General features: G+C 63.6%; 4 protein-coding genes. All 4 read left to right on the top strand.

What is annotated here, in order from left to right; genetic code table 11:
* Nucleotides 1–754, top strand: a 754-nt coding sequence (aroE, locus tag QT222_RS04090) for a shikimate dehydrogenase (RefSeq protein WP_491476393.1), incomplete at its 5' end; no start/stop codon positions are given.
* Between the two features lie 44 nt (nt 755–798).
* A complete protein-coding gene (locus tag QT222_RS04085) occupies nt 799–1563 on the top strand; it encodes a helix-hairpin-helix domain-containing protein (protein WP_491476392.1) in 765 nt (254 codons plus the stop codon).
* 149 nt (nt 1564–1712) lie between these two features.
* Nucleotides 1713–3233: an aminodeoxychorismate synthase, component I gene (gene pabB / locus QT222_RS04080; RefSeq protein ID WP_491476391.1), complete on the top strand. Its 1521-nt coding sequence runs from the start codon at nt 1713–1715 to the stop codon at nt 3231–3233.
* Nucleotides 3230–3380: glutamine amidotransferase-related protein (locus QT222_RS04075; RefSeq protein ID WP_491476394.1), on the top strand; the 151-nt coding region annotated here is incomplete at its 3' end. The genes pabB and QT222_RS04075, both read left to right, overlap by 4 nt.

Raw genomic sequence — 3380 nt, 5'->3', positions numbered from 1 at the left:
GCACGAGGCGGCGTACGAGCACACCGGACTCGACGCGCGATACGTCACCTTCGAACCGGAACCGTCGGCCATCGAGGCGGCAGTTGATGGCGCAGACGCGCTCGGCATCGCTGGGCTCAACGTCACGATTCCCTTCAAACAGGACGTGCTCGACCTCGTCGACCCCGACCCGCTCGCCGCGCGAATCGGCGCAGTCAACACCATCGACTTCGAGGATGGCGACCCCAAAGGCTACAACACGGACGCGGCAGGCGTCACGCGGGCATTCGAGCGACACGATATCTCCCTCGACGGAGCAAATGCCGTCGTAGTCGGTGCTGGCGGAGCAGGCCGGGCCGCCGCATTCGCCCTCGCAGACGCCGGTGCATCGGTCCACATTGCGAACAGAACCGCCGAAACAGCGGGCGAACTGGCCGATGTTGTCCCGGGCGCGACGGGTGGCGGACTGGATACACTCGACCGGATTCAGGACGCGTCGGTTCTCGTCAACGCGACGAGCGTGGGGATGGAAGCACCCGACGAGACGCCCGTTCCGGCCACGCATCTCCATGGCGACCTTGCCGTCCTCGATGCGGTGTACGCCCCGCTCGAAACTCGTCTCCTTCGCGAGGCGGCCGACGCGGGCGCGGTCACCATCGACGGGGCGTGGATGCTCCTCTTGCAAGGGGTCGAAGCATTCGAATTATGGACCGGACTCGATGCACCAATCGAGGAGATGAATACGACGCTTCGAACTCGCCTCGAGAGGCACTGAGGCCGCTGGTTTTTAAATAACGGAATCACATAGGAGAAGGCAACATGGGCTTGCTTGACACTATCTTGTCACTCTGGAAATCCATCTTTGGTGGCGACTCGTCGTCCACCTCGGAGGAGAGACGTGACGAAACAGCGACCGTTACGGTCGAACGCGACACGCGAGCGGAGCGCGAAGAGCCGAGCGTCGAGACTGAAGCGGCCGTCAAGGAACCGGTCGAGGAGACGAAAGCGGAAGCGGAAGCAGCGGAAGCGGAGGAAGAGAAAGCGGAAGCGGAAACAGAAGCAGAAGAGCCGACGCCCGAGGAGACGGCCGACGAGCTAGAGGAGACCGCCGAGGCTATCGAAGAAGCGGAGCCGGAGGCAGTCGAAGAGACAGAGGAAGAAGCAGCCGAGACCGTCGAAGAGGAACCAGAAGCTGCCGCCGAGAAAGAGCCTGAGGGAGGTGTCGAAGAAGACATCGGCGAGGCGGCAGAGAGCGAGTCACGGGCGGAAGCTGAAGAGACCAAAGCAGAACCCGAAGAAACCGAGCCGGAAGCCGAGGAAGCGGAAGACGTCGAGTCCGAAGCAGAGACCGAGGAAGTCGAGCCTGCGGCCGAAGCGGTCGAGCCAGAACCCGAGGAACCAGCCGAGGAATCCCCCTCTGTCGACACGATTCGCGGTATTGGTCCCGCATACGCAGACCGTCTCTCTGACATCGGTATCGAGACTGTTGCAGACCTCGTTGGAGCCGACGCTGAAGAAGTCGGCGACGATATCAACGTGTCGCCGAAGCGCGTCCAGCGCTGGATTGACCGCGCCGCCGAATAACCACTCCATCACTAAGCTGGCAGCTCTCCAGTTTCTGAGACTACATTTCTTCCGGCCCCGGGCGCTCTCTTCTCGCGGTTCCCAGCATTGACGACACAGACGAGACACGTCGCGAAACCGTTTACCCGACGCACCGACAGGTGCGAGTAATGACCGCACCGACCGTCGTCACCGACCGCGACGACTTTCGCGCGACCGCCGAGGCTGCACCCGACGGTGCGCGCGTTCCCGTCGAAGTTCGGGTTCCCGTCTCGGACCCCTTCGACGCCTATCGGCGCACGCGGCAGGGTTCTGGCGGCTTCTTTTACGAGACGACTGGCGGCCAACCCGGCTGGGGGGCGTTCGGTATCGACCCCGTCGAACGCCTCACAGTCAGTAACTCGGCTGTCAGCGAGACCGAGACAGCACCCACGCTCGCCGCGCTCGAAGGACTCGTGGACTCGCAAACGCTCGCCCGCGGTGGCTGCGACGTTCCGTACCCCTGCGGCCTGTTCGGGTGGCTCTCCTACGACGTCGCCCGCGAACTCGAATCGCTGCCCGAGCACACGACCGACGACAGGGGACTCCCGCACCTGCAACTCGGCGTGTACGACCTCGTCGCATCGTGGGACGAACCGCGAACGGGTGACGGGACGGAACTCCGAATTACGTGCTGTCCGGAAGTCGGCGACGATGTCGACCTCGATGTGACCTACGACGAAGCACGCGAGCGGGCAACCGAACTCGCTACCGAAGCAGTCGAAGGTTCCCCCGAACCGGTCGAGTCCCCCGTCGAATCCGACAAGGCACAATTCGAGAGCGCCTGTGGTCGAGAGGCGTTCGCCGACCGCGTCCGAGCAGCGAAACAGTACATCCGCGATGGCGACACGTTTCAGGCGAACCTCTCGCAGCGACTCGTCGCACCCGCCGCAGTCCACCCGGTCGATGCCTACGCCGCACTCCGGCAGGTCAACCCCGCGCCGTACTCCGGTCTTCTCGAACTCCCCGGCGTCGACCTCGTAAGCGCGAGTCCCGAACTCCTCCTCCGCGTCGATGGCGACCGACTCGCCACGGAGCCAATCGCCGGGACACGACCGCGAGGCGAGACTCCCGAAGAAGACGAGGCGCTGGAAGTCGACTTGACGACGGACGAAAAAGAGCGGGCAGAACACGCGATGCTCGTCGACCTCGAACGGAACGACCTCGGGAAGGTCTCCGAGTACGGGTCGGTCGAAGTGACCGAATACCGCCGCGTCGACCGCTATTCCGAGGTTATGCATCTCGTGTCGCTGGTCGAAGGAACGCGACGTTCGGGGACGACACTCGCCGACGCCATCGCGGCGGTCTTCCCCGGTGGAACCATCACCGGCGCGCCGAAGCCCCGGACGATGGAGATTATCGACGAACTCGAATCGACCCGCCGCGGCCCCTACACCGGGAGCATGTTCGCCATCGGATTCGACGACCGGGCGGTGCTGAACATCATCATCCGGACGCTGGTGCGTTTCCGCGACGAGTACCACCTCCGCGTCGGTGCGGGCATCGTCCACGATTCCGACCCCGAGCGCGAGTACGACGAGACGCTGGCGAAAGCCCGTGCCCTCGTCACCGCTATCAACGAGGCACTCGGCGACTGTGCAAAGATGACTGTGGGAGTGGAAGCCGACCAATCAGTGGAGACTGACCAATGACCCGCATCCTCGTCATCGACAACTACGACTCGTTCGCCTACAATCTCGTGCAGTACGTGGGCGAGTTCGCCGACGACGTGGTCGTCTACCGCAACGACGCGCTTTCGACCGATAATATCCGTGACATCGACCCGGATGGCATCATCG

The organism is Haloferax sp. s1 (assembly GCF_058382125.1).
Note: the sequence above shows the minus strand (reverse complement) of the source record. Positions and strands in the feature narration are given on the sequence as shown.

Bases quoted from the DNA above. Each gene is read 5' to 3' on its own strand.
- QT222_RS04085 (WP_491476392.1), top strand. From the start codon at position 799: ATGGGCTTGCTTGACACTATCTTGTCACTCTGGAAATCCATCTTTGGT.
- pabB (WP_491476391.1), top strand. From the start codon at position 1,713: ATGACCGCACCGACCGTCGTCACCGACCGCGACGACTTTCGCGCGACC.